Source organism: Amycolatopsis sp. Hca4 (assembly GCF_013364075.1).
Lineage (GTDB): Bacteria > Actinomycetota > Actinomycetes > Mycobacteriales > Pseudonocardiaceae > Amycolatopsis.
The window spans coordinates 2,229,416-2,256,411 of sequence record NZ_CP054925.1; the positions used below are offsets into that span (position 1 = coordinate 2,229,416).

The window sequence follows — 26,996 nt, forward strand, 5'->3', positions numbered from 1 at the left end:
ACGGCCATCGGCGGTGAACCCCCCGACACGGACAGCCGGACCCACCTCGTCGGCCCCCAGCCACAGCAAACCGGTCGGCCGCGCCACCCGCACACCCGTCGCACGGCTCAGGCCATCGGCCAGCGCGGCCAAACCATCGACGTCGCACGCATACAGCCGCAGCGCGTCCGTGCCATTCCACCCCGCCTCGTCGAGCGCGTCGGCCACCCGCTGCGCCCGACGCTCGGTGTGGTCCACCAGCACCGCACCGAACACCCCGGCCTCGGCCGGCAGCCACTGGGCGGCCTGCGCCACCGGCGAAGCAGGATCCCCGAGCACCACCCCGACCCGCACACGACCCGAACCGTCCCCTCCTGCACCGGTCGCGACAACGCCCGAACCCGCGCCCGCGCCCGCTCGGCGCTTTCCGCCCGGCCCGGCGAGATCTCCCGCACAGGAGTGAAGCCGCCCGACCCGCCCGGTGCCCCGAGGTCGTCGAACGCGGCGAAGAAGTCGTCGACACCGAACCCGGCCGTGTTCCCGGCCATCATCTCGAGATTGCGGAGGAAAGCGTCGTCGGTCAGCGCGGGCGCGCCGTCCTCGGCGAAACCGGTACCGAAAGGCTCCTCGTCGAGCAGTACGTCACCGAAACCGCCGCCGGATTCGCCGACGCCGGCCTGGTAATCCCGCAGGAACGCGGCGAAGTCGTCGTCTTCGGCCACGAAGGCGGACGGACCGGCTACAGCCGCGGATGCGACGTCTGCCGTGCCGCGTGCCTCTGCGGTGCTCGGCCCGGCCACCGCTTCCGGTGCCAACACCAGCGACAGCGACGGCGATGGCGCATCCAGGGCGGCATCGGTCCGCTCGGTCGCCGGGGCGTCCTCGGCGGCCGAGGTGGTTTCCGCGAGCCGCAGATCCGTTCCGGGTGCCCACTGCTGCCAGCCCCCGAGCGGCCGGTAGCGGACCCGGTCGCGGAGGAACCCGGCCACCCCGCCCGGCCGCGCCACGACCTCCGGCACACCGCCGAGAGCCTTCCGCACCAACGGCTCGAGAGCCGCCTGCCGGGCCTGCGCCTGCGCCTGGTTGGCCGCGAGGAACCCGAGCTCCAACACAAGCCCGGCGTATCCGGAAGCCAGGGCCCGGGCGGCGAATTCCTGCACCCGCCAGGTCAGCTGCTGCCGCATCGCCGCGGAAAGCCCGTTGCCCTCCGGGCGCATGCCTCCGGTGACCGTGAGGGCGCCGCGGCCGACGAAACTGCCCTGCCACAACGAGTCCGCGCGCACCCGGGCCTCGGTCGTCAGCACCGCGGGGGTCACCGACACCGACGCCTGTGCCTCGATCCCCGGCGCCTGAACGGCCAGCTCCTCGAACACCCAGCCGCGGGGATCGGCCCCGTGCCGGCGCAGCAGACCGCGCAGCACCTCCGACACGCGGTCCAGCGCCGCATCCCGGTACCGCAGCTCGTTGGGCGGCAGCGCGAGCCAAACCCGGATGTCGGGCATCGCGGTACCGGCGGGAACCTGACGCCACTGCTCCGCCAGCTGCCGCGCGAACTCCTCCAGCCGCACCTCGTCGAAGGTGACCCGGGCCGGCGGCGCCTCGTCACCGTTGCGGCCGACCGCCACCTTTCCGTCCCGCGATTTCGGCAGCGGCTCGACCCGCAGCTCGCCCGACCACGACGGCACCACCAGGCGCAGCGGCCGGGCCGGCTCGATCCCCGGACCGGCCGGCGCCGGAGTTCCGTCCCCGACCCTCAGCCAGCCGGCCGCCATCCCCCGCGGCCACGACGAGTCGGGGGCCGCCGGAGCTGTCCTCGGCTCCGCAACCACGGCATCGCCCGCGGCTTCCCCGACGACGTCGTGGATCAGCGACTCCAGCTCACGCAACCGCGCTTCGCCCAGTTCCTCCTCACCCGGGCCCGACAGCAAACCCAGCTCCACCGGGAACCGGTCCACACCCGCGGCCGCCGCCCGCTCCGCCGCACCCGCGATCATCGACCGCACCCCCTGCTCGACAACGGGAGCAAGCTTCGCCGCACCAGGCGGGAACGTCACGTCCAGCGCTCCCGCGGCCCGGTAGCCCGCCACCGTCCGGTCAGGGCCGGGAAGCAGCCACAGCTCGAACCCCCGCGCCTTCGGGGTCGACTTGTGCAGCACCACCGACACGGCCTGGCCTGGATACCCCACCGGGCGGCGCAAGCCGTCCTCTCCTGCCGCCCGCGACAGCGATCCCAGCACCAGCCGGCGCGCGAACTCCTCCATCCGAGTCCGGTTCGCCGGGTTGCGAGACATCTTCACGTAGCCCACGAACTGCAGCTCGGGCGGTTCGACACCGGCTTCCGCCCGGGCGCGTAGCATCGGGGCCACGGCCTTGGCCCAGGACCACAGGGTGCGCAGGCTCGCCGGGTCCAGCCAGCGTTGGCCGCTCTCGCGGGTGCCCCGCCACTGCAGGCCCGGTTGCCCCGGTTCCGCCCGCACCAACCAGTTCCGTTCCGTCAGCGCAGCGGTCGCGCGCGGCTGCGGGGCAGCCGTCTCGGCGGCTTGCTGGCCCACCGTGACCCGCAGCGCCGTCGGCCCGGGCCGGTTCTTCCCGGCCACGACCGTCACCGGGGGCGGACTGATCCGTACCCCGCCGGCGAGCGTCCCGTCCGGTCCGCGGTATCCGGTCAGGGCCGCCTCCACCAGCGCGGGGATCAGCGACGGGAGAGCGGCCACCCGCTTCTCGTGCACCTGCGCCGACTCCACTCCCTGCTTCTCCAGGTGCAGGGTGATCCGCTCCACTGTGGCCGTCTTGCCGGGCGCGGCGCCGGCCCGGTCGACCGCCCGCGCCACCGCGCCCGCCACGACGTGGCGCAGCTCCCACATCGCGACGTCGACGAGCACCGGTTGTCCGGCCACGAACGACAGCTCGTCCAGCTCCCGGGTTTCGCGGTAGTCCGCCACCGTCCACTCCGGACGCAAGCCGGGGTGCACGGTCAGCCAGTAGCCCTGGGGCAACGTGGAATTCTTGCCCTTCGCCTGGATGTTCCGGACACCGACCGGGAACTCCAGTCCCAGGTCCGCCGGAGTCACCTTGTCCGGCCGACCCGGCTGCGCCGCTGCCAGTGCCTCGGTGAAGAGTTCGCCCACGCCCTCGCGCACCACGGCGTCGGCAGGGTCCACGTTGGTGCTGTGCATCGAATACCCGTGGACGACGCGGATGTCCAGCGGCCGGCGGCCGGTTTCGTGCCGGCGCAGGAACAACGGCACCAGCCGCTCGAACTGCTCGGCCAGCGCCGCCCGGTCCTCGGCGAGAATGCCGGCCCGGCCGCTGGCGGCCGTGATCGACCACACCCGTTCCTCGACGTCACCGGGGTAGTCGTCCGGCAGGGGCCCGGCCTCGGTTTCGGAGGTGACCCGGACCGGCAGGTCCGCGAGCTGCGGCTTGCCCTCGTACCGGACCTTCACCGCCGGGACGAAGCCGTCGAGGTCGGGCACGGCGTGTCCGGCCCGTTCCCGTTCTTCGAAGGCGTTGCCGACCCCACGGTGAACCAGGGCGGTGAACTGCGCCTCACGCCGGCCTCGGGCGCCGTCGGGCTCGTCGCGCATGGGAGGAAGCGTGAACCGCACGGGACGCATCGGCCGCCCCTCCTCCAGCGCCTGCCGCGCCTGTCCCTCCACCCACGCCACAACCCGGTCCGCGTGCGCGAGGGGCAGGTCGCTGAAGCGCCCCATGAACGCCACGTCCAGCACCGCCAGCCCGCGGTAGTGGGCCGCCGGCCGGCCACCGCCGTCCGGTACCCGCAGCAGCTCCAGCTGCATCCGGCCGGCCTTCTTGGTCATCAGGATCTGGCTGACCTTCGGTTCCTGCCCCGCCGCCGCCCCGGCCTGCCGCAGCACATCCAGCACCTGCGCGTGCGCCTCGTCGAGCCTCCTGGTGTGCCCCTCGCGGGTCTTCGCGACGCTCGAAAGCTCCACGTGCAGGACGAGCCGCAAATCGGCGTCTTCCAGCCCGGCGGCTCGCCGCTGCGCGTGGTCGGTCACGATCCCGGGGGCCGCTCCGGTACGCAGGTGCGCCAAGGCATCCGAAAGCGCGTCGGACGAGGCCGAGCGGGGGAACTCACTCTGCCACAACGATTCGTGCGCCGTGGCGGTGGCCGCACCGGCCCGCGGCGCATCCGGCTTGGCCTGCCGCCACCACCTCGCCGGGAGGCTCCTGGTGAGCATTCCGGGGCCGGCCAAGGCCACAATCCCCGGGCCGGAGACGGCGCGGCCGGTGACCGGGTTCGGCACCCCCTCCATGCCCACGACCCACGACTTCAGCAACGCGGCCGTGGGCCCCGACGCCTTCTGCCCCACCTCCGGCACCACGTACTCAACCGGCAGCCGGTCCCGCAGCTCGCGCAACCGATCCAGCCACGTCTGCGACCCGCTCCAATCCGCCGGCCGCCACGTCCGCAGCTCCTCGACCACCGGGTGCCTACCCGCCGCCCCGGTGTCCGCCTCGGTCGAAGCTTCCGGCTGCGCCGGACCATCGGCGGGGTCCCCGTCGGTTTGACCGTCACTCGGCAGCGGAGTACCAGCCTGGCCGGGCCCGGCCAGATGCTCCGCCCGGGTCAGCCCGAGCCTCGCCGGCGCATCGCCGGGCACCGGCAGCTCGTAAGAACCCGGCTCGGTCCAACCAGCCGGGTGCAGCGCCTCCGGCGGGTGATGCCACACCCACCCAGCGCCCGAACCGGCCGGGTCGAGCAGCGGACGACCATCCGCGGAGAACCCACCGACCCGCACCGCCGGACCCACCTCATCGGCACCCAGCCACAACAAACCGATCGGCCGGGCCACCGGCACCCCCGCCAACCGGCTGAGACCATCGGCCAACACGGCCAAACCATCGACGTCGCATGCGTACAGCCGCAGCGCGTCCGTCCCGTCCCACCCCGCGTCCACCAACACGTCGGCCACCCGCTGCGCCCGACGCTCGGTGTGATCCACCAACACCACACCGAACACCCCGGCCTCGGCCGGCAGCCACCCGGCCGCCTGCGCCACCGGTAACGCGGGATCCCCGAGCACCACCCCGACCCGCACACGACCCGAACCGTCCCCCTCCTGCACCGGTCGCGACAACGCCCGAACCCGCGCCCGCGCCCGCTCGGCGCTTTCCGCCCGGCCCGGCGAAATTTCCCGAACCGGAGTGAAGCCGCCCGACCCGCCCGGTGCCCCGAGGTCGTCGAACGCGGCGAAGAAGTCGTCGACACCGAACCCGGCCGTGTTCCCGGCCATCATCTCGAGATTGCGGAGGAAAGCGTCGTCGGTCAGCGCGGGCGCGCCGTCCTCGGCGAAACCGGTACCGAAAGGCTCCTCGTCGAGCAGTACGTCACCGAAACCGCCGCCGGATTCGCCGACGCCGGCCTGGTAATCCCGCAGGAACGCGGCGAAGTCGTCTTCCTCCGCGACAGCGGCGGACCCGCTTTCGCCCACGGGCGTGACCGCGGTCGTCCAGCCCTCCTCCACGACGCCCGGTACGGCCGCGTCCGGCACCGGCGACAGGGCCGGGGACGGCGTGTCCAGCGCGCCGAGTTCGGCATCGGCCAGCTCGGTCTCCGTGGCGCTCACGGCCGCCACCGTGCTTTCCACGGCCCGCAGGTCCACTCCGGGCGCCCACGACTGCGAGCTCGCCAGCGGCCGGAAGCGGACCCGGTCGCGGAGGAACCCGGTCACGCCCCCCGGCCGCGCCACGACCTCCGGCACCCCGTCGAGGGCCTGCCGCACCTGGGACTCGAGGGTCGCCTGCCGCGCCTGCGCCTGCCCCGGGTTGACCGCGAGGAACCCCAGCTCCAGCGTGGGCTCGTCGTTCCCGGGAGCCAGCGCCCGGACGGCGAATCCCTGCACCCGCCAGGCCAGCTGCTGCCGCATCGCCGCGGACAGCTCGTTGCCCTCCAGGCGCCGGTCCCCTGCCACCCGGGCCGCACTGCGGCCCAGGAAGCCGCCCTGCCACAACGAGTCCGCGCGAACCTGGGTTTCGGTCGTCAACGCGGCGGGGGTCACCGACACCGCCACCCGCGCCTCGATCCCCGACGCCCGGAAGACCAGCTCTTCGAACACCCAGCCGCGAGGATCGACCCCGTGCCGGCCGAGCAGGCCGCGCAGTGCGGCCGAGACGTGGTCCAGCACCGCGTCCCGGTACTTGAACTCGCGCCGCGGCAGCTCGACCCGCACCCGGATGTCGGGCATCGCGGAGCCCGCGGGAACCTGACGCCACTGCTCGGCCAGCTGCCGCGCGAACTCCTCCAGCCGTACTTCGTCGAGCGTGACCCGCGCCGGCGGCGCCTCGTCCCCGCCGCGGCCGACCGCCACCTTGCCGCCACGCCGTTTCGGCAGCGGCTCCACCCGCAGCTCACCCGACCACGACGGCACCACCAGCCGCACCGGCCGGGCCGGCTCGATCCCCGGATCGGTGGGCGCGGGTTTGCCGTCCCCGACCACGACCCGGCCGGCCGCCATCCCCTGCGGCCACGACGGCTCCGGCACCGCGGGAGCCGTCTTCAGCTCCGCCACCACGGCGTCACCCGCCGCTTCCCCGACGGTGTCGTGGATCAGCGAACCCAACTCACGCAACCGCGCTTCACCCAGCGCCTCTTCGCCCGGGCCGGACAGCAGACCCAGCTCCACCGGGAACCGGTCCACGCCCGCGGCCGCCGCCCGCTCCGCCGCGCCGGCGATCATCCACCGCACCCGCTGCTGCACCGCGGGATCCGGCTTCGCCGCGCCGGGCGGGAACGTCACGTCCAGTGCTCCCGCGGCCCGGTAGCCCGCCATCGTCCAGCCGGGGCCGGGAAGCAGCCACAGCTCCAACCCCTTCGCCCACGGCTGCTGCTGGCGCAGCACCACCGACACGGCCTGGTCGGGATAACCCACCGGGCGGCGCAGACCGTCCTCTCCCGCAACCGTTGTCAACGTGTCCAGCACCAGCCGCCGCGCGGTCTTCTCCGCCTGGACCTGCGACTCCGTCGCACGAGGCGCAGCCACGTAGCTCACGAACTGCAGCTCGGGCGGCTCGACACCGGCTTCCGCCCGGGCCCGCAGCACCGGAACCACGGCGTTGGCCCAGGACACCAGGGTCCGCAGACTCGCACGGTCCAGCCCGGCTCGGCCACGCAGGCGGGTTCCCCACCACTGCAGGCCCGGTTGCCCCGGTTCCGCCCGCACCAGCCATTGCCGCTCCTCCCGCGGAGCGGCTTCGCCTCGGGCCGGCACAGCGGTGGCGGCCTGGCCCACCGTGACCCGCAGCACCGTCGGCCCGGGCCGGTTCTTCCCGGCCACGACCGCCACCGGCGGCGGGGTGATCCGCACCCCGCCGGCGAGCGTCCCGTCCGGGCCGCGGTGCGCGGCCAGAGCCGCGCCCACCAGCGTGTCGACCAGCGACGGAAGAGCGGCCGCCCGCTTCTGGTGCACCTGCGTCGACTCGTTGGTCTGCCGTTCCACCTGCAGGGTGATCGGCTCGACCGTGGCCGCCTTGCCGGCCGCGGCGCCGGCCCGCTCGACCGCGCGCGCCACCGCACCGGCCACGACCTGCCGCAGCTCCCACCCCGCGGCCTCGACGAGCTCGGACTTCCCGGGGACGAACGGCAGCTCGTCCACTTCCCGGGCCTCGCGGTACTCCGCCGCCGTCCAGCCGGGCCGCGGGTCGGGGTGCACGGTCAGCCGGTAACCCTCCGTCGCCGTGAGGTCCGTGGCTCGCGTGTTGATGGTGTTCCAGACCCCGATCGGGAGCTCCTGGCCCAGGTCCGTCGGAGTCACCTTGTCCGGGCGACCCGGCTGGGCCGCCTCCAGCACCCGGGCGAAGAGTTCGCGCGCCACTTCACCCACCGAAGTATCGAGAACGTCCGAGTCGGTGATCTTGACCACGAACGCCTGGGTGAGGCGGACGTCCAACGGGCGCAGACCGAGACGGTGCCGGCGCAGCACCAACGGCGCCAGCCGCTCGAACTGCTCCGCCAGCGCCGCCCGGTCCTCGGCGAACACGCCCGCCCGGGCACTCGCGAAGGGGGTCGCCCACACCCGCTCCACGACCTCGCCGGGATACCCCTCCGGCAACGCCACGGACTCGGCCTCGGAACTGACCCGGGCCGGCAGATCCGCGAGCAGCGGCTTGCCCTCGTACCGAACCTTCACCGCCGGGACGAAGCCGTCGAGGTCGGGCACGGCGTGCCCCGCCCGTCCCCGTTCACCGAGGGCGCTGGCCACCCCCTGGCGGACCAGCGCGGTGAACTGCGCCTCACGGCTGCCCCGCGAGCTTTCCGGATCGTCACGCAGAGGATTGAGTGTGAACCGGACGGGCCGCATCGCCCGTCCCTCGTCCAGGGCCTGCCACGCCTGCCCCTCCACCCACGCCACGACCCGGTCCGCGTGCGCCAACGGCAACTCGCTGTGCCGCCCCATGAACGCCACATCCAGCGCCGGCAGCCCACGGTAATGAGCAGCCGGCTGCCCACCACCGTCCGGCACCCGCAGCAGTTCCAGGTGCACCCGGCCGCTCGCCTTGACCAGCAAAACCGGGCTGACCTTCGGCTCCTGCCCCGCCGTCGCCCCGGCCTGCCGCAGCACTTCCAGGACCTGGGCACGCGCCTCGTCGAGCTTTCTGAACTGACCCTCGCGATTCCTGTTGAGACCCGAGGACTCCACGTGCAGCACGAGCCGCAGATCCGCGTCCTCCCGGCCGCCGGCCCGCCGCTCCCGGTGCTCGGTCACGATGTCCACGGCCGCTCCGGCACGCAGCTGCGCCAAGGCGTCCGAATCCACGTCGAACGAGGTCATGCTGGTGAAGTCGCCTCGCCACAACAGTTCGTGCGCGGTCGCGGTGGCCGGTTGCGCCGCCTGCTTGGCCTTCCGCCACCACTTCGCCGGGTAGGCCTTGGTGAACGCCCCGGGGCCGGCCAGGGCCGCCACCCCCTGTCCGGAGATGGCGCGGCCGGTTCTCGGGTTCGTCACCCCCTCCATGCCCAGCACCCACGACTTCAGCAACGCGGCCGTGGCTCCCCGCGGCTTCGTCCCCGCCTCCGGCATCTCGTACTCCGCCGGCAGCCGATCCCGCAGTTCGCGCAACCGATCCAGCCAGGTCCCCGGCGCACTCCAATCCGTCGGCCGCCACGTCCGCAGCTCCTCGACCACCGAATGAGGGTCCGCTGCTCCGGTTTCGGCCACCGGCGCGACCGGAGCCGGTCCGCCGGTGCCCTGCGCCACGGGCGCCGGGGCGGGGACGTCGCGGGCACCACGGGCGCCGCGGCGCCGCGGCGCGCCGACGCTTTCGGCCAGCCGGTGCGCCAGCTCGGTGACCCGCTGTTCGGCGCGGCGCACGTCGAGCCCGGCCACGTGGTCCTGGACCCGCTGGGCGGAAACGATGGTGCGGAACACGCGGTCGCGGGCGACCAGGTCGCGTTGCGCCGGGCTCACCGGGGCGACGAACGTCTGGGTCTGGTAGGCGTCCGACAGCAGCTGCCCGGCGCGGACGGCCAGGGCATCCACCACGGGCGCGGGCAGCTTCGCGGCCCCCAGCACGTCCCGCGCGCGCTGCCACTGCCGCACGACGTCGGCGGGCAGCGCGCCGGCCACCCCGGGGAGCAGCTGTCCCGTGCTCACCCCGCCGATGTCCGCGACAGCTCCGTCTTCGGCGAGCACGACGCCGTCGCCGGCCAGGTCCCGCAGGCCCGGGCGCACTTCCTGCGCCGGCGTGGCCGCGTGGGTGAACCGCTCGCCGAGGTCGTCGTGCGCGGCCGGGCGATCCAGCCACGACTGCCACTCCGCGCGGACGCCGGGCCCCGCGCCCGGGCCGGTCCGCAGCGACCCGAACCGGTCTTCGAAATCCTCTTCGCGCGCGGCGACGAACTCGTCGTGTAACTGCCCGACGGCTTCCTCGTGCAGCACCGCGTCCGGGTGCGCCGCCCGCCACCGCGCCAGCCGCTCGGCGAACTCCCGCTCCGCCGCGTTCAACGCCCCCGCGAGACCCTCGTGGTAGGTCAGCTCGACCGGCTCGTGCTGCCCTTGCGGGTCCTGCTCGTCCTGCTCGACCAGCCCGGCCTGCGGCGTCGTCGTGGCCGCCTGGGCGAACCGCTCGGCCAAGCCCGCCGCTCCCGCCGGATCGGCCAGCCAGGACTCCCACGCCGCCCGCACGTCGCGCCCCGCACCGCGCCCGGTCCGCAACGAGCCGAACCGGTCCTCGAAATCCTCTTCGCGCGCGGCCACGAACTCCTCGTGCACCCGCTCGACGGCCCCCTCCGGCAGCACCGCGTCCGGATTCGCCGCCCGCCACCGCGCCAGCCCCTCGGCGAACTCCCGCTCCGCCGCGTTCAACGCCCCCGCGAGACCCTCGTGGTAGGTAAGCTCGACCGGCTCGCCGGGCCGGGCGTCCGCTGGTTCCGGCGGGCGGGTTTCCGGCAGCCCGTCCGGCCGGTCCGTTCCGGTGCCGTCGCCGGCAGGCGGGGCGTTCGGGCGCGCCGCGCCCAGGTCGACGATCGGGTGCCCGGAGTTCGGCTGCAGCGGCGCCACCAGGTCGCGCAGCTGCTGTTCGGCCGCAGTCCGGGCCGGGGCGTCGCCCGCGACAACCGCGTCGGCGTACCGGATCACCACCTGCTGGACGTCCGGGTGCCGCGACAGCTGGTAGATCTCGTCCTTCGGCGACGAGTAGTACACGACCTCACCGCCGCCGCCGCTGCGGCCCGCCCGGTTCTCCGCCTGCACGTCGATGTCCGCGGAGATCTCCGAGTGCGCGGTGACCCGCACGAATAGGTCGCCCCGGGCCTTGGCCTCCGGGGTGGTGGTGATGTCGACCCCGCGCGCGCCCTGCATGTTGATCACCAGCACCTTGCCCGGTGCGCCCGCCGCGTCGATGATCGCCTTGAACGCCTCGTCGATGTTCTTGCCCTGCTCCAGCTGCCACTTCGCGTCGATCGCCTCGTGCTCGACCTTCAGCTCGTTCAGCAGACCCGACACCGTGGCCACCTGGTCGTTGCGGGTGGCCAGGATCAGCTGCGGCTGCCGGGTGCCTTCGGCCGACTGCATGGCCTGCACGTCGCGGGCCAGCTGTGCCAGCTTGGCGTCCTCGTCCGCGGCCACGATGTCGGCGGCCTTCTTCAGCCGCGATTCGTAGTAGCGCGGCATGTCCTCGACCACCGGCGACATGCCCTTTTCGGCGAACTGGTCGCCGTGGCCGTTGGCCGTGCCCGACGCCCCGGTCTTCTGCCCGTACTCCCTTTTGGACAGCAGTTCGTGCGCGGTGACGCTCTTGCTGCCGTCCGAGTCGCTGCGGATCTGCAGGCCGTGCTTGTGTTCCACCGCCTGCGCGAGCCCGCCGTTCCACCGGCTTTCGGAACTGGTTTCCGGGTTGAACAGCACGCTGTGAGTGGTCTGGTCGATGATGTAGATCTTGCCCTCGTGCTGGACGTAGTGCACGTTTTCGCGGTACTCCCACTGCGCGGCCGCGGCCATGTCGACCCGCGACACCTCGGCGTCGGTCAGGGGACGGCCCAGCAGCAGTTCCACCTTCTCCCGGCCCGGGCCGGTCAGCCGCGCGGGACCACCCGCCTGGCCGGGCCCGCGTCCGAAGTCCGCTTCCTCCAGCCAGCCGCTGTCCATGCCGTCGCGCACCAGGTCGTGCGCCCACTCGACGTGCGCCTGGACCTCGGGGGCGGCCACCCCCTGCACGCCTTCGCTGAGGATGTACTGCGAGTTGGAGTAGACCAGCGCCTCGTCGATCTCGTCGATGCTGACCGTCAGCACCGTCGGGTCGCCCGGTTTCTGTTGCCCCGGCAGGGTTTCGTGCCGCAGGTAGGTGAAGCCGACATCCTCGGCCGTGCCGAGGTAGACCGTGGGGCGGCCGTCGCGCGGTCCGGGCGGGGGTTTGTCGGGGTTGAGCCGGTGCACGTCGATCCCGAGCTTCGACATGAGTTCCCGGTAGTGCGGCAGTTCCCGGTCGGCCAGGTTTCCGCGCGTGGTGGTGACCTGCACGCCATCGACGTCCGGGCGCGCGGCGTTGACGGCGGCGTGGGCGAAGAAGAGCCACGACTTCCCCTCGCCGGCGGCCATGTTCACCACCTGGCCCTTGCCGAAGGCGTGCACCGCCGACACCTGCGTCCACCGCAGTGCGATCCCCTTGGACCGCCGGATCAGTTCGAACACCGCCGCGAACGCGTCCGCTTCCGAGCCGCGCGAGTACAGCTGCGCGAGTTCCGCGTCGCCGATTTCCGTCAGCCTCCGGTGTTCCGGGATTTCGGGGCCGGAGCGCGCCGCGATGTCCCACAGCGTCCGCGCCGCGTCGTGCGCCTTGTTCGCACTCGCCAGCCAGCCCTCGTACGCCACCGCGCCGGTGCCGTGTTCGGTCCAGCCGCCGCCTTCGGACGGCACGAACACCCGCGGCTGCGGCAGCCACTTCCCGGCGTCGTCCTTGAGCTGCCGGTAGGCCACGACCTTCTCGGCGCCGCCGTGGCGGTCGACCACCTTTTCGCTTTCCGGCGGCAGCTCGGCCAGCAGCGAACCGTCCGGGCGGTGCAGCGGCTCGGCCGCGTCGGTCTTGCGTGCCCGGACCTCGCCGGGCTGGGTCCGCGGCGGCGACCAGCCGCCGTCGAGGCCACGCTCGAAGCTGACTCCGTTCCCGAGCACGACGTGCCGCACGTCGCCGCCGGCGTCGAACACGGCCAGCGCGCCTTCGGGCACCACGGTCCGCTCGCCGCCGCGCTCGATCCCCCCGGGCGCCTCGGCGCGGTACCACCCGTCTGCTCCGCGCGTCCACGCCGTTCCCAGAGCTGAGGAGCGCTGCGGCCACACCACGCCCCCGGACGGGTCCGCGACCACGGCAGGCCGCTTCGGCGCCTCCGGTGCCGGGTGGCTTTCGGCGCGGGTGTCGCGGATCGCGGCGTCGATCGCCGCCAGGTCCGTGGCGCCCAGCCGCCCGTTCCCGTCCACCCCGACGAACGACAGCAGCTTGTGCATCGCGGCGTCGGCGTCATCCGGGCGCCAGGTCGTCTGCCCGTCCCGCGCCGCTTCGTCGACCTCGACCGGCACCCGCCGGAAGCCGTCGTGCTCCCAGCCCGGCCGCGGCGGCCCGTTCGGGGTCGCGGCGTCGACGACGACGTGCAGCCGGTCGCCGTCGGCGAACCGGTGGCGCCCGTTGACCCGTTCGTCCAGCAGCCCCTGCACGCCGTCGGCGAGCGCCCGGCGCGTCCCGGCGTCCACGCGGCCCGACGAGGAGACGAGGTCGACGGGCACGGACAGCTCGCGCACCCACTCGTTCGGCGCGGTCTGCCCCCGGCGCACGTCGAAGCGGAGCGGGGAGACGGTGGTGCCGTCGGAGGTGACCCGCTCCCCCCGGTGCCGGGTGGCGGGAACGGAGTCCCGCACGGCAGACCATTCGGCGGCGGCCGGGGCGGTGGTGCGCCCCCCGCCGGCCGCGGGCGCGTCGGGCGGGGTGGTGGCAAGCTGAGCGGCCACGACGGCGGCATGGGCATCGGCGGGATCGACGTGGTCGGTGGTCTGCGGGGTGGAGTCGTCCTTCGCGGGCCGAGCCGGTCCGGCGGACGAAATGTCGGTCCGCGGCAATTGCGGAGCGGCGGGGCGCGTCGTGGGGTCGGTCGCGTGGGATCGGTCGGCGGGCGGGCGCGGGGTGTCGGCGGTGCTCGGCCGTGCGGCATCGGTTGCGGGGCGGGCCGTGTCGTTCGAAGCCGAGCGGCTCGCGTCGCCCGCCGCAGGGCGGCCCGCGTCACTCGCGACCGGTCGGCCCGGGTCACCCCCAGCCGGACGACCGGCGTCACTCGCGGCCGAACGGCCCGCGTCATTCACAGCGGAGCGGCTCGCGTCGCCCGCTGCAGGGCGGCCCGGGTCACTCGTGACCGGACGGCTCGCGTCGACCGAAGCCGGACGACCCGCGTCACCCCCGGACGGACGACCGACGTCGCTCGCGACCGGGCGCATCGAGGTGTCTCCACCCGGGCGGCTGCCGTCGGCGCCCTGGCGGACTGCGTCGTTCGCGTTCGGCCGCCCGGTATCGGCACCCGGCCGCACCGGGTCGCTGCCGCCCGGACGGGCGGGCTCGGCGGGCCGGACGCCGTCGCCGGCGGCCGGGCGTGCCCCGTCGGTGCCTGGTTCTGCGGACGGACTCGGCGGCGGCGTGTTGCCCGACGGGTGCACGGGCCCGCTGGTGACCGGACGGGCCGGCACCGAATCGCCACCCGGAACGGGCCGGACATCGCCGGCCGGCGTCACCGGCCGCGCCCCTGAGCCACTCCCCTGGCGCTCCGCCGGCGCTTGGCCGGCAGACGCCGGTGTGCTCGTGGCCGGGCGGCCGTCCGCGCTGCCGGCCGGGCCGGCGCCCGGACGTCCCGCAGCCGAACCGGCCACGGGACCCGGCTGGGCGGGAGCGTTCGCACCGGAACGGACATCGCCACTGGCCGTAACCGGAGGCTGGCTGTCCGCTCCCGGACGGGCTTCTCCGCTCGTCGGCGCCGAAGGGGGGCCGGCAGGAGGAACTTCGCCGGCCGAGCCGCTCACCGACGGCCGGCCCACCGTCCCCGGACGGGTATCCCCGTTCGCAGGCACGGACGCCTGACCTGCACCACCCGAACGGGTATCCCCGTTCGCTGCCGCAGACGGCTGACCTGCACCACCCGGACGGGCGTCCCCGTTCGGGCCGCCCGCGGTGGTCGAGGGCTGTCCCGCTGTACCCGTCCCCGGACGGGTGTCGCCGCTCGGGCCGCTCGCGGCTCCGGAAGGTTGGGTTGCGGCACCGGTACCCGGGCGGGCGTCGCCGCTCGAGGTGCCGATCGGGGGCGAGGGCTGAGCTGCCCCCGGACGGGCGTCGCCGCCCGCGGTCGCGGGTGTCGGCGACTGGCCCGACGTGCTGGTACCCGGACGGGTGTCCCCACTCGTCGGCGCGGGGGACTGGCCTGCCGCGCCCGTACCCGGGCGGGCATCGACCGTCGCCGGACGGGTGTCGCCGCCCGATGTCGCCGGGCGGGTGGTGGGTTCGCCCGACGGCTGACCAAGCGCACTCGCGGCCGGGCGACCATCGGCCGCCACCACCGGACGCCCGTCCTGACCGGACGAACCCGCGCCCGGCGCCGACGGCTGACCAGGCGCACTCGTGGCCGGACGCGCGTCCTGACCGGGCAAACCCCCGCCCTGCGCCGACGGCTGTCCCGGCATGCTCGTCGTGGGACGGGCGTCGCCGCCCGGTGAAACGGATGTGCTGGGCCGTCCTGGGTCCGCTGCTGCCTGGCCTGCCGGGCGGGAGTCCTGCCTCGGTGCCGCCGGACCGCCCGTCGTGCCTGCGACCGGACGGCTCGCCCCCTCCCCCGCCGGGCCGCCGGTCGCCACCGACGCCGGCCCGCCCGGAGTACTCGCCGACGAGCCGGCTCCCCCCGGGGCGAACAGCTGACCCAACGGCGTCTTCCCGCTGGTCACGGGCTGCGAAACCACCCGCTGCTCGCTCGGCCCCACGGTGCCCTGTTCGTTCGCGCCCGTGCGGCCGCCCGTCGCCGGGGTCTGCCCGTTCACCGTGGGCCGGCCGGCCGTTCCGGCTGCCGCAGAGGCAGGCGCGTCGGCCGCCGTGCCGTCCGACGAACCCGACGGACCCGCGACCGAGCCGCCACCGGTCTGCTCTCCGCCCGGTGCCCCCGCCTCGTCCGGCGGTGGGATCACCAGCGCCGGCTGGTTCTCGCTCGCGTCCGGCTTCTCCAGCGTGGGTGGCGCCAGGTCCGGCACATCGGGGCTCAGCGCGGCTTCGCCACCGCCCGAGCGGTCCGGCAGGTGCGGGCGGCCGTAGCCCGACATCGCACCCAGGATGCCGCCCCAGAACGCGTCCGGGTTGTCCAGGGCCGCGTTCACGATCGGGTTGCTCCATGCGACCGAAGCCGCCTGGCCGGTGGCGTACCCGAGCTGCCCCAGCACGACCAGGCCGGGCGGGATCTTCTTGCCGAACTCCGCGGCCGCCGACTTCGCCGCGTACACCACGACCCGGGCGCCGCTGGTCATCACGCCCGAGGCCGCGCCGCCGATCGCGCCGCCGATCGCGGACTGGCCGACCGACCTGCCGTCGATGTGGTCGCGCTGGTGGTTCTTGTTCTGCCCCAGCTGGGTGAAGTAGTCCGCCGAGGCCATGATGCCGGCGCCGGCCGCCGCGGAAACGCCGACGTCGATCGCCGTCGACTGGACCCACGGCGCGATGCGGATCAGCAGCTGCTTGACCGCTTCCCAGGAGAGCTTCTCCAGGGAGAGCGACGTCAGCTTGGCGATCAGCTGCTGCATGATCATCCGCAGGGTCAGCTGCGCGGCGGCTTCCACCGCGGGCGCCATCCACGCGAAGATCACCGAAGCCAGCAGGAAGATGACCTGGGCCAGCGCGAACGTCGCGGCCACGATGATGAGGATCTGCGCCTTCTCCACGTCGGCCGCGGCGTTGCGCAACGACGCCGAGAGCTGCTTGGTGTACTGCTCCAGCTGCTCCAGCGCGCCGGCGACCGTTCCGGTCAGCCATTCGGACATCGCTTCGGCGTACTCGCCGTCCATCGCCCGGTCCAGGTCGGCCGCGCGGGCCCGCACCTTCGCCGCGAACTCTTCGGCGGCGTGGGACACGTCGGTCCACCCCTGGGACATCGCCCGCATGCTGCCGACGTTGCCCTCCGGCCACTCCATCCCGAGCGTGACCTTGAGGAACCGCTGCAGGTCGGCGGGCGGGTGCACCGGCCCGTCACCTGATTCGAACACCGCCCACCTCCCTTCGGCGAAACGACGGCTGACCGCTTGTTACTTCTGGCTTTCCTGCTGGTGCACGGCGTCGGCGAGCTGGTGGTCGTACTGCTTCGCGTTGGCCTCGTCGAGGTCCTGGAATCCGGTGACCGTGCTGGTGATCCCGTCCCCCAGTTCGCGCACGTTCCCGGGCAGGTCGTGCAGCCCCTGGCGGATCTTTTGCGCGTTCTCCACGTAGCCTTCGGCGAACTTCTTGCCCGCCTTGTCCTCGCCCCAGCACCCGTCGTACCGGTCCAGGACGTGTTCGAGTTTCGCCACCGCGTCGGCGAAGTCGGCACCCGCCGCTCCCAGTTTCGCCACCACTTCCCGAGCGGCGGCGGGATCGAGCCGGAACTGGTCAGCCATTGCGCTCACCCCGGTCGGCGCGCGGCACGCCCACGCTGTCGAGCATCGGCGAAATCAGCGAATCCAGCAGTTCCCGCGGATCCGCCTTCCCCGACGCGACCGCGCCGTAGTCGAGGCCCGACGTGCTGCCCGTGCCCATCAGTTCCGCGACCTTCGCCATCGACTCGGCCTTGCCGCGCTGGAGTGTTTCCACCACGACACTCGCCAGCTGCGCGGGCGCCAGTGAGCGGTACTTCCCTTCGTTGAACGCCATTTCGACCAGTTCGCCACGGCCGTCGAACGTCATGGACAGCGACTGGTCCTTGGCGCGCACCGTGGTCCGGCCGTCCCGCCACAATGCGCTGAGCTTGTCGAGTTTTTCGCGTTCGCGTTGCAGCGCGGCCATCGCCTCTTCCACGCCGCCGCCGTCGAACAAACCGTCCGGGAACATCACTCACCAAGCCCTTCCGCCGAGTGCTTTCGCCACGTTCTCAAACTCCCGCCCGCCACCCCAGGGGATCCGGGGCCGGGACGGCTCTTCGTCGAAGGTTCCTGCCCGGGCGCACCAGCGATCTCGGCGACGCGCGCCGGCCGCCAGCGCCGCGTGCGCGCCCCGCGCAGGAGCCGGGAAAACCCCAGGGCCAGCAGGGCGGCCACGGGAACAGCGCTCGCGGCCGCGAGCGCGATGGTGGTGCCGGAGCCCGCGGCCGGTGCGGCCGGCGCCGCCGGTGCGGGCGCCGGGGTGACGACCGGGCCGAGGCCGCCGGTCTCCTCCGGCAGCACGGTGGTCACGGCCGCCACCGGATTCACCGTCCCCCAGCCGAATCCGGGGTCGGGCAACGCCGCCGCCGGGTGGTCGGCGGTCAGTTCGAGGCGGCGCTTCACCTGCGGGGCGGACAGCTGCGGGTGGTAGGCCCGCACCAGCGCGGCGACACCCGCCACGAACGGCGCCGCGTAGCTGGTGCCGCTGCCCAGCCAGTGCCCCGCGCCGCCGGGGCCGACACTCGTCACCCCCACTCCGGGCGCCACCAGGGAAAGGAAGGCCCCGGTCTGGGAGAAGTCCGCTTTCTTGCCGGTGGCGTCGACGGCGCCGACCGCGAGCACGCCGGAAAAGGCCGCGGGGTAGGTGACCGGGTCGCCCTGCTGGGCGCTGTTCGCCGCGGAAGCCACGACGAGGACGTCCCGGTCGGCCGCGTGGCGGACCGCGTCCGCCAGGTGCGGGTCGGGAGTGTTCGTGCTGGCCGAGATGTTGATCACCCGTGCGCCACCGTCGACCGCGGCCGTGATCCCGTCCGCCATCTGGACCGCCGTCAGCACCGGCGGCGAGCCGTCCGGGGTGGGGGTCGCGCACCGGATCGGCAGGATCGTCGCTTCGGGGGCGATCCCGCTGAAGCCGGTGTCCGGCCGCGGGCCCGCGGCGATGATGCCGGCCACGAAAGTGCCGTGCCCGAAGCAGTCCGTGTCCGCCGGGCCGCCGCCGGGGTTCGCGACGTCCAGCCCCGGCCGCACCCGGCCACCGGCCAGCTGGGGGGTCTGGGCGTCCACGCCGGTGTCGACCACGCCGACCGTCACACCGGCACCCCGGGTCAGCGGCCACACGCGCTCGGGCACGAGCCGCTGCTGCGCCCACGGCACCCCGGGTTCCGCGCTGCCCGGCGGCGGCAGGCAGCCCTTCTGCTCCGCGGGCAGCGGAGCGGGGGTTGCCTGCTGCGCCGAGGCCGGCGCAGCCGGCAGCACTGTCCACAAAAGACCGATCGCCAGCAGGCAGTGCGCCGGACGCCGTCCGGTCTTCGCTCGCATCGTCGCCACTGTCCTTTCCGGATCGCTCAGGACGCCAGGGTGGCGGTGTGGTTCGCGCCGGTCTTGGCCGCGGTGTCCGCCCGCCACTCGAGCAGGGAGGTCGTCATCCGGGCCGCGACGCCGGGATCGTCGACGACCCGCAGCGCGCCGCGGCGGCGCCGTTCCAGCGCCTGGTCGAGCTTGGCCAGCGCGGCGAGATCGCGTTCGTCGAGTTCGGCGGACGCTTGCTCACCGGGGGCGAGCTCGCGGAACAACGCGGCCGCCCGGGGTGCGGCCACAGCGTCGTCCGGCCGCTCGCCCTCGGCTTCCACGGTCCGCACGGCCAGCGCCTTGAAGCGCGCGCCGGCGAAGAACACCACCTCGTTCACCGCCGGTCCGATGCGCAGTTCCGCCGTGCGCCGGGCCGACGCGGGCCAGATGAGGACGTCGAGACCGGCGTCGGGCACGGTGATGTCGAGATCGGTGCTGCCGACGAGGAACCCCGGCTCGACGAGCACGGTGCCCGGCGCGGCCGCCGCTTCCGGCGGCTGCCCGGCGCGGCCCTGCCGGAGCACCGCGCGCCGGTGGGTGGGCAGCCGCCGCAGCCCCGACACCAGGCACGGCAGCTGGCCGTCGAGCTCACCGGCACTGCCGGAGCGCACGGCGGCGCCGAGGTCGGCGGCACCGCCCGCGCCGCTGCCGAGGTAGAGGCAGACGGCGACGTAGTCGGCTTTCGCCCCGGCTTCCTGCCGGCGCATGGACGGCCAGGTCGCCAGGGCGGCGTTGACGGTGGCAAGCGCTTCCCCGTAGGCATCTCCGGCGGCGGCGGTGAAGCGCGCCTGCTCGGCGGCGGTGCTGGCGCGATCGGCGACGGCCAGCTCTTCGCCGGACACCACCGCCGCCGGTTCGGCGACGGGAGCTTTGCGGGCCTCGGCCTCGGGTTCCCGCGGAGCGGCGGGTTCGGTCTCGGCAGGCGGCGCGGGGGCGACGGTGGCCGAGGGTGGACCGGAGACCAGCAGCGAAGGCGGCGCGATGGGGCCCGGTCGCGGCTGGTCCACGGGCGGGGCTCCGGCTTCGGCTCCGGCTTCGGCTTCGGCTTCGGCTTCGGACGTCACGGGGGCCGGTGCCTCCCGGCGGGGTGGCCCGGCCGGCTGCGGCGCCGCCGAACGCGCAGTCACCACCGGACCCGAAGGCGGTGAACCTCCCACCGCGGCACCGGACCCGGCCGCCGCGCGAAACGGCTCACTCGGCTGCGGCGCGCCTGAACCCGAAGCCGCCGGACCCGAAGGCAACAGCGGCCGTGGCAGCTCCACCGTGGCCTCGGAAACCGCCGCCGGACGAGGCACCTTCGGGACCACCGAACGCCGGGCCGCGGAAGTCGCGTCCTGCTGCGAACCCGCTCCGGCCGGAGGCCGTGTGGAACGCGAACCACCACCCGCAGCGGCACCCCGCAGCGGACTCGCTGCGCCCGGGACCGCGGGTCCCGCCGCCGCGGGGCCGTCCGCGCGCACCGACCCGAGCGGGTTCGGCCGCTCGCCGCGCGGGATCTCTCCCGTGGCGGGATCCGCCGCCGTTCGCGGCCGTCGGGCGCGCGGGTTTTCTCCGGCGGCGGATTCCGGCGCCCGCGCGCCGTCGCCCGGCGCTGTCCGGGGCTGGGCCGACAGCAAGCTTCGCGCATCGTCGTCCAGCTCGCCCGCCAGCACCAGCCGGGCCGCGGCCCGGGCCTGCGGGGTGAGCTCGCCGAGCACCTCTTCGGCCGCCGTCAGCAGTTCCGGGGTGAGCCGCTCGCCCGGCGTGCCCAGGTGGAGGGTCCAGCCGTGCGGGTCGGCCGGGGGCCGGGCCGCCGCGGGGTCGGGGCGGCCCGTGTGCAGGGCCAGGCCCGACGGCACCACCTCCGCCTGCACCATGCCCAGGCGGTAGCCGGTTTGGCCGCGGCGCTGCCACCGGCCCGGCGGGGAGGCGGCCGCCGCCACCTCCTGGCCACCGTCCGGGCGCTGCCGCAGCAACGACGCGAACAACCCGAACGAGCCTTCGCCGTCGGGAACCGCCGCCACGAGCACGTCGCGGCCCAGCGTCTTCGCGAAGTCCCGCAGCCATGCGCTCGTGCGCGCCGCGGACGGCAACGCGACCAGCTGCACGGGCACTTCCGCCAGGCGGGCCACCGCCGCGGCAACCTCGGCCGGCGGTGGGACGCGGCCGTCCGCGCCCACGACGACGCGGGCCACGGCCGGGTCGGCCGGGATCGCGAACGCCGGGCCGCCCGGCGCCGCCGCCGGTTCGGTGGCGCCGCGGACCTGGACACCCGCCGGAACCGGCTCCAGCACCACCCCGCCCGCCGTGACCGCCTCGGCCGGCAGGCCCGGTTCCCACGGCGGCACCGGGTGCCGGTGGCCGCCGGCGGACGGTGCCGCCCCGGGCCGGAAGCGCCGCCAGCCGCCGGGGGCGTAGAGCGCCGCGCCGGGGCGGGTGCAGAAGTTCCCCACCGGGGCGAAGATCTCGACGTCCAGCGCGTCGGCCAAGGCCTGCGAGACGAGCGCGTCCGCGCCCAGGTCCGGCACGCCGACGTGGACGGCGCGCACCTCGCCCCCGGCCACGAGGTGCCGGTGCAGCAGCGCCGGTAGGGCCGTCACCAACGCCGGCTCAGCGGCCGCCGCGGCCGACACCCGCACGAACGCGTGGCCCGGCACGGGCGTGGGCAGCCCGGCCGGCTCGGCTTCACCGGGCTGCCGGATCAGCAGGCCGGGACCGCGCCGGTCGACGGCGAAGGCCGGTGCGGGGCTGGTCATTTCGCCTCCTGCTTCGGGATGCGCCGCCCGGCGGCGGGCCCCCCGCGCGCTGTCGGTTCAGGCACTGGGTTCGAGGTCCTCGACCGTGAGCAGGGTCAGGTCGGCCGCGGTGACCGACGGGGCCTCGGCCAGCCGGGACGCCTGCCGGTCGGTCATCCGCTCGAAGACGCGCCGAGCCGTGCGGCCGTTGCCGAACGTGCCGTCCTTCGGGATCGCTTCGAAGTACTCGAGCAACGCTCCGGCGGCGGCGTCTTCGAGGTGGTAGTCGTGCTTGGCGCACTGCGACCGCACGATCGTGACGAGCTCGTCGGCGGTGTAGTTGGCGAATTCGATCGTCCGGCTGAACCGCGATTCCATGCCGGGGTTGGCCGAGAGGAACACCTGCATCTCGGTGCTGTAGCCGGCCGCGATGACCACGACGTCCTCCCGGTGGTCCTCCATCAGCTTGACCAGGGTGTCGATCGCCTCCCGACCGAAGTCGGGCCCGCTGCCGCCCTGCCCCGAGCTGAGCGTGTAAGCCTCGTCGATGAACAGGACGCCGCCGAGGGCGGTGGTGAACGCCTCGGTCGTCTTGATCGCGGTGCCGCCGATGATCTGCGCGACGAGGTCGGCGCGGGCCACCTCGACGAGGTGCCCTTCGCGCAGGACGCCCAGTTGCGCGAGCACCTGCCCGTAGAGGCGGGCGACCGTCGTCTTGCCGGTGCCGGGAGCGCCGGCGAACACCAGGTGGCGGGCCATCGGCGGGGCCGACAGCCCGGCGTCCCGGCGCCGTTTCGCCATCTTGTTCAGGTTGATCAGGGACGTCACTTCACGCTTCACCCCGGCCAGTCCGACCAGGTTCTGCAGGTCGGCGAGCGGGTCCCCGGCGGGCTTCGGGTGCTCGGGAGCCACCGGGACGGCGGGTCCGGCGGCTTCGGCGGACGCGGAAGTCCCGTAGGCATCCGGTTTCGCGTTGCCGGTGGTGATCAGGTCGAGCACCTCGATCGCCGTGCCGGGCCGCAGCTGCCGCACGCCGCTGCCGCGGTTGTCCCGCACCGTGCAGGACGCGATCCGCACGGCTTCGCCGGTGTCCAAGGTGATCCCGTCCGACTCGCCGCCCGAGAACTCGGACTCGGTCACGGTGCCCGACGCACCGTCGTCCACCCGGCAGCCCGTGCCCGCGCTGCGGTGCACGCGGCAGCGCAGCACCGACAGCGTGGCCCCCGCTCCCGCGTGGACACCGTCGCCGCCGGCGCCGGCGATCGCGCTGTCCGCCAGGGACAACGTCGCTTCGGTGACTTCCACGCCGGCACCGGTGGTGTTGCGCACGCTCAGGCCACTGGCCGACAGCCGCGAGCCTCCGGCGACGCGCAGTCCCGTCCGGCCACCGTCGATCTCGGCGTTCTCCATCGTGCCGCGGCCGCCACCATCGACTTCGACGGCGGCACCGTCCGAGCCGCGCACGCGCAGGCGGCGGAAGAACGGATCGGCGGCGTCGGTCACCTTGACCCCGGCTTCGGTGCACCCCGAGATCGCGAGCTCGTCGAACTCGGGCGTGGAGCGCTCGGTCACGTGGACGCCGATCCCCCGGACGTCCGAGACTTCGCAGCCGGTGACGGAGCCGCCCGACCGCGTGGCGAAGTGCACGCCGCGCGTCCCGGTCGCGTGGACCCGGCACCCGGACAACGCCGGCTTGCAGCCTTCGGCGACGAAGACCCCTTCGCCGCCGATGCGCTCGGCCGTGCAGTCCTCCAGCGTGACTTCCCCGGTGCTGGCCAGGTAGAAGCCGATGCCGGTGCCGTCGGAGACGGTCAGCCGCTTCGCGGTGATCGCCGCCTGCTGCTCGACCGCGACCGCCGGCTTGGCCGAGGCGCGGATGGTGGTGTCCTCGACGGTCAGCCGGCCACGGCCGTTGAGGCAGATGCCGTTGCCCGCCGCCTTGTCGACGGTGCACGCCCGCATCAGCAGCGTGCCGTCGTCGGCCACGACGACCGCGGAGGTCCCCATGGCGTCGAACCGGCAGGACTCCAGCACCCCGCCGTGCGGGGAGGTGACCACGACGCCGGCGCCGGTTCCGTTGCGGACTTCACAGCCGCGCATGAGGATCGTGCCTTCCCCGGAGGCGAAAACGGCGGACCAGCCCGCGGATTCCAGGGCGCATTCGGTGAGGCTGAGCTGCCCGCGGGCCACGAAGACCGCCGGGTTGTCGGCGTCCGCGGAGACGGCCGTGATACCGGACAACGCGGCGGAAGCGGCGTTGAGGGTCACCGCAACGCCGGTGCGGGCGAACACCGTCACCGTGCCGGCACCGTCCTCCGCGGTGATGGTGACCGCTTTGGACAGATCCAGGTTTTCGGCGTACCGGCCCGGTCCCACGACGATCAGAGCGCCCTCGGGTGCTCCGGCCACCGCGTCACCGATGCGCCGGTACCCGTGCCCCGGCGTCTGGGTGACCATGATGACGTTCTGGCTCACGCTGCGGCTCTCCTTGGTCGTCACGCCGGTCCGGGTACCAGCCGACCACTCGCGACTCAACGAAATCTTCATCTCGGCCCGCGGCACCGGAATCCGGGGACCTTCGGGCACGATCGGCGGCGAACGCCCCTTCCCCGCCCCGGTTCCCGGCGGCCGCACGCCGATGATGGCGGGGTGGAGCACGTTCTCGACGCCGTCGTCGCGGCCGAAACCCCGCTGGTCCTGCTCACCGGGTTCGCGGGCACCGGCCGCACCACCTTGCTCGCCCGGCTCGGCGAACGCCGCGAGGCCGACGGCCGGCACGTCTCGGCGCTGCGGTTCACGTCGGCGGGCGACGTCGTCCCGGCGCACTTCGCCGTCCTCCCGGACGGCCGCGGCGCGAGCTCGGCCGCTCGCCTGCGCGGCCCGGTGCGCGGCGAACCCGCGTGGGCGACGATCGGTCCGGCCGACGGCGCGGCCGACGACCCCGCGGTGGCCCTGCGCGCCGCCCGGGCGGCCGCCGCCGCCCTGCGCCGCACGGGCGAGGACACGGTCCTGCTGCTCGACGACCTGCAGTGGATCGACCGGAACTCGCTGGCGGTGCTCGAGGCGCTCGTCCGGCTGCCATCCGGGCAGAGCCCCACGTGCGTCGGCGCGCTGCGGGTGCCGCTCACCGGAGCCGCCGCGCGGTACGGAGCGGAGGTGCTCGCCCGGCTCCGGGCGGAGCACCTGGTGACCACCCTGCGCCTGCCGCCGCTGACCGGACCGGCGCTGGCCGGACGGCTGCACGAGACGCTCCGGGCCGCCCCGGACGCGGCGCTCGCCGACCACGTGCGTGCGGTCAGCCGGGGCGTGCCGGCGGCCGTGTCCGACGCGCTGGAGGACCTGCGCCGGCGGGAAGCGATCCGGGTGGTCGACCGGACCGCTCGTCTCGTGCCCGCCGCGGTGGCCGGGGAGCCGGAGCCCGCCGGGGAGTACGTCCGGGTGGTCCGCGAACTCGGTCCCGAAGCGTGGGAGGCGGCGAAGGCGATGGCGCTGCTGTGCCCGCTCGGCCCGGCCGCGCCCCCGCTGGCCGCCCAGGCGCTCGGCACGAGCCGGGAAGAACTGCTGCGGCGCCTGGAGGTCCTGCGGGCGGCCGGGGTGGTGCACCGCGGCCGCGTGGCCTGGCGGTTTCCCGTCCCCTGGCTGGCGACCGCGCTGGCCGCATCCTGTGGGCCGTACGAACGCCGGCTGCTGGCCGCGGCCGCCGTCGAGGCTCTGTGGTCCGGCGACGCCACCTGCGCCGACGCCGGGTACCGGGCACACCTGCTCGCCGACGCGGGCCCGCTGGTCGATCCGGGGCGAGCGGCGGCCGAACTCGTCCGCCACGCCACCGAAGCTCCGGAGGCCGGGGCGGCGCCGCGCTGGCTCACCGCCGCGGCCGGGCTCGCGGGCGACCGGGTCCAGCGCGCCGGCGTGCTCCTGGCCCTGGCGGCAGTCCACGACCGGCACGGCCGCTACGAAGAGAGCCTGCGCATCACCCGGCTCGCCTCGGGTGAAGGGGCCGACGGGTTCGAAGCGGGCTCGCTGCTCGTGCGCGGGCTCAGCGGCACCGGTGACGTCACGACGCTGCGGGCCATCGCCGACGGCGACGAGGAGCTCCCCGGCGGCCTCACCGCCAGCACGGCACTCCGGGCGCTCGCGTGCGCACTGCTCGACCGCTGGCCCGAAGCGGAAAAGCTGGCGGAGGCCGCCGGACCCGCGGAGAGGGCACCGGCGTCCTCCGGCGGTACCCTCCGAGTCCCGGAGCCGTGGGCCGTGGCCACGCACCTGATCCGGACGCTGGGTGCCCTCTGGCAGGGCCGTGCGGAGCCGTTCGAGCGCAGTCTCCTCGACCGGGACCGGTGGCCGGCTGCCGAGCCTGACCGCACCCGTCAGCGCGAAGCCCACCTGACCGGCCTGCTCGTCAACGGCGAACTGCACCGCGCCGAACAACTGCTGGCCGCGGAACACGCTTCCTGGTCCGACACCGACGTCGCCAACCGGACGATGGCCGCGGTCCTGCACGGGAACTTCCGGGACGCGGCCGAGCTCGCCTGCCGGAGCGTCGCCCGCCGGTCGGCGCCCGGCTCCGCGGCCTCGACGGCGGGCATGGTGCACGGCGCCGTCTCCGCGCTCGTCCGCCAGGCCCGGCTCACGACCGCGCGTGAGCTGCTGACCGCGACCACGCGGCCCCCTTCGGTGCTCGCCCACCTGCCCGCCTTCGCCGAGGCCCAGCTCGACCGTGCCCTCGGCGACGCCCGCGGCGCCGCGGGCCGGCTCACCGCCGCGCTGGCCGCCGCCGCCGAACGCGGTCTGGTGGCCGGCTGCGACGCCGCCTACGCGGAGCTGGCCGACCTCGCCCTCGACGCCGGTGACCGCAAGACGGCGCACCGCTGCCTGGTGGCCGCGGAACGGCTGGCGCGGGCCCTGCCCACCGGCCGTGCCACCCTGTCCGCGCGGTTCGTCCGGGCGGTGGTGGTACGCGATCCCGCCGCGGCCACCGGGTGCCTCGAGCTGGCGCGTGACCGTGGTCAGCCGTTCGAGCTGCCGGTCGTGCTCGCCCGGCTGGTCAAGCACGGGGTCGCCGAACCGGCGCTGCTCAGCGAAGCCTACGAACTGATGGGCGGAACCGGCGACCTGCTGCACCGCGCGAAGACGCGCACCCTCATGCGCGAGCACGGCGTCGTCGTCCCCGGCCGCCGGAACACCGTCGCCGAGAACGAACGGCTGCTGGCCACGCTGGCCGCGGAAGGACTGAGCAACAAGCAGATCGCCGCGGCGCTGCGCACGAGCGAGAAGAGCGTCGAAGGCCGGCTGAGCCGCCTGTTCACCCGCAGCGGGTACCGCTCCCGGATCGAGCTGTCCGCCGCGATCGCCAACGGCGAACTCGCGTTCTGACCGG

7 protein-coding genes are annotated in these 26,996 nt (G+C 74.6%); 1 reads left to right on the forward strand and 6 read right to left on the reverse strand.

Annotated elements, in window-relative coordinates; translation table 11 throughout:
• Positions 1 to 107: 107 nt before the first annotated feature.
• From HUT10_RS09645 to HUT10_RS09670, 6 genes are read right to left on the reverse strand one after another with little or no spacing between them, the layout of a single operon-like run.
• Positions 108 to 16,709 (reverse strand): hypothetical protein, encoded by a 16,602-nt coding sequence (locus tag HUT10_RS09645; protein WP_176170866.1) that lies wholly within the window; start codon positions 16,707 to 16,709, stop codon positions 108 to 110.
• Positions 16,710 to 16,748: 39 nt separating this feature from the next.
• A complete protein-coding gene (locus tag HUT10_RS09650) occupies positions 16,749 to 17,096 on the reverse strand; it encodes a hypothetical protein (RefSeq protein WP_176170867.1) in 348 nt (115 codons plus the stop codon).
• Positions 17,089 to 17,529, reverse strand: coding sequence for a YbaB/EbfC family DNA-binding protein (locus HUT10_RS09655; RefSeq protein WP_176170868.1), 441 nt, complete (start codon positions 17,527 to 17,529; stop codon positions 17,089 to 17,091). Before HUT10_RS09655 ends, HUT10_RS09650 begins: the two co-directional genes overlap by 8 nt.
• A complete protein-coding gene (gene mycP / locus HUT10_RS09660) occupies positions 17,526 to 18,875 on the reverse strand; it encodes a type VII secretion-associated serine protease mycosin (protein ID WP_176170869.1) in 1,350 nt (449 codons plus the stop codon). Before mycP ends, HUT10_RS09655 begins: the two co-directional genes overlap by 4 nt.
• A gap of 26 nt (positions 18,876 to 18,901) precedes the next feature.
• The gene (locus HUT10_RS09665) at positions 18,902 to 21,640 is read right to left on the reverse strand and encodes a hypothetical protein (protein ID WP_176170870.1); all 2,739 of its coding nucleotides are present in this window, start codon (positions 21,638 to 21,640) and stop codon (positions 18,902 to 18,904) included.
• Between the two features lie 57 nt (positions 21,641 to 21,697).
• Entirely contained in the window at positions 21,698 to 24,118 is a 2,421-nt protein-coding gene (locus HUT10_RS09670) for a right-handed parallel beta-helix repeat-containing protein (RefSeq protein ID WP_254896786.1), read from the reverse strand.
• Between the two features lie 150 nt (positions 24,119 to 24,268).
• Between HUT10_RS09670 and HUT10_RS09675 the strand changes: the two genes are divergently transcribed.
• Positions 24,269 to 26,992 carry an AAA family ATPase gene (locus tag HUT10_RS09675; protein WP_176170871.1) on the forward strand — a complete coding sequence of 908 codons (2,724 nt, stop codon included), beginning with the start codon at positions 24,269 to 24,271 and terminating at the stop codon, positions 26,990 to 26,992.
• The last annotated feature ends 4 nt before the right edge of the window (positions 26,993 to 26,996 follow it).

Coding starts and splice junctions, on each gene's coding strand:
- mycP (WP_176170869.1), bottom strand. CDS start 18,875: ATGCGAGCGAAGACCGGACGGCGTCCGGCGCACTGCCTGCTGGCGATC.
- HUT10_RS09665 (WP_176170870.1), bottom strand. CDS start 21,640: ATGACCAGCCCCGCACCGGCCTTCGCCGTCGACCGGCGCGGTCCCGGC.
- HUT10_RS09650 (WP_176170867.1), bottom strand. CDS start 17,096: ATGGCTGACCAGTTCCGGCTCGATCCCGCCGCCGCTCGGGAAGTGGTG.